Annotated in this window: 1 protein-coding gene and 1 pseudogene; both read right to left on the bottom strand. The window is 46.5% G+C overall.

Annotation, left to right across the window (positions count from 1 at the left end; genetic code table 11):
- Nucleotides 1-755, bottom strand: a pseudogene (locus CRENPOLYSF2_RS18330) (ISKra4-like element ISTvi1 family transposase); the annotation flags it as partial.
- A gap of 56 nt (nucleotides 756-811) precedes the next feature.
- Nucleotides 812-1102 carry a hypothetical protein gene (locus tag CRENPOLYSF2_RS18325; RefSeq protein WP_087145400.1) on the bottom strand — a complete coding sequence of 97 codons (291 nt, stop codon included), beginning with the start codon at nucleotides 1100-1102 and terminating at the stop codon, nucleotides 812-814.
- Between the last annotated feature and the right edge of the window lie 59 nt (nucleotides 1103-1161).

The raw sequence follows: 1161 nt of genomic DNA, 5'->3' as shown, positions 1-1161 counted from the left end.
CTAGTACGATTGCTTAAGTAACGATGGCAAGCACGCACAGGAGCTTTATCATTTTCAATATCTTCGGCTTCCAGGTGAACGATCAAACTCTCAATGACAACCGCATATCCATTGTTTTTTAAAAGCCTCTTCTGGGTTTCCATCCAGACTTGGGAAGCTTCCGGCGCACACGTTTTTGAGGCGGCAGCCAAGTAGTCGCAGACATGGAAAAAATCCACAAGATAGCTCGCCTGACTGCCAAATTTGGCGTGAGTTTGATCCGCTATCCAAAACGCACCGTCTCCTACGCCATGCACATGGGTTTGTGTCCCAAAACCTGCGGCTACCGCACAATTCAGCAGCGATTGACCTGCATCATTCACACTGCCGCCAAAGGTGGCATCGAACTTAGGTGTTACGCTGCCTTCCTCGTGAACTAAGGCTAATCGCGCCTCTTGCCAATGCAGCTTTTTCCCTTTCCGCTTGTCGTCTCCATCAAGACTGATCGTGACAATGGGTAACATACAGCCGTCTATCTCAGCAATCTGTTGTAGGCAACCAAGCGTTGTTGATGGCAATGTCGCTATTTCCCGTTGCTGCTGCATTTGTTGGCCATGATATTCAGTAATCTTACGGATGGTACTGACTGGCATTTCTATTCCATAATGCTCAAGTAATTTTTTATCAACTTGGCCAAACGCATGGTCGGCACCAAAGTCTGTCATAACGCGTTGTAACGGCATTGAGCAGCAACGTGCAGTAATATCGGCCGACATGAGGAATGGCCTAATCTGCTGGCCAGGGCAACGAAACAAGGACTCTATAACTGAGATTACTCCGAAGGTCGTGTGCCAGAAGACTTTTTTTTACCGTTGCCATGAAGCTCAGGGTGTTGTTTACGTAGTTCCTCTGTTGATTTTAGAGCCGCTTTATCAGCCCAACAATGCAGGGCATCGTTACCCATTTTACGTAACTCTTCAATGACGAAACGTTCGGCATCATCAGCTTTTGTGCTGTCTCCAGCTACGTTTTCGATGACATTGAGTAAGGCTTCTGTTCGCTCACGTAGTTTCGGATGCTGGTTAAGACGCTGGATAAAAATCTGATCTTCGTTTGTATTCATAGGTTTTGTCAAAACAAATAACGGTATTCTACAGAATCCCCGCACTTTTAATCACACCC

Source organism: Crenothrix polyspora (assembly GCF_900163755.1).
GTDB lineage: Bacteria > Pseudomonadota > Gammaproteobacteria > Methylococcales > Methylomonadaceae > Crenothrix > Crenothrix polyspora.
This window is presented reverse-complemented; position numbering and strand designations above follow the sequence as displayed.

Bases quoted from the DNA above. Each gene is read 5' to 3' on its own strand.
- CRENPOLYSF2_RS18325 (WP_087145400.1), bottom strand. From the start codon at position 1,102: ATGAATACAAACGAAGATCAGATTTTTATCCAGCGTCTTAACCAGCAT.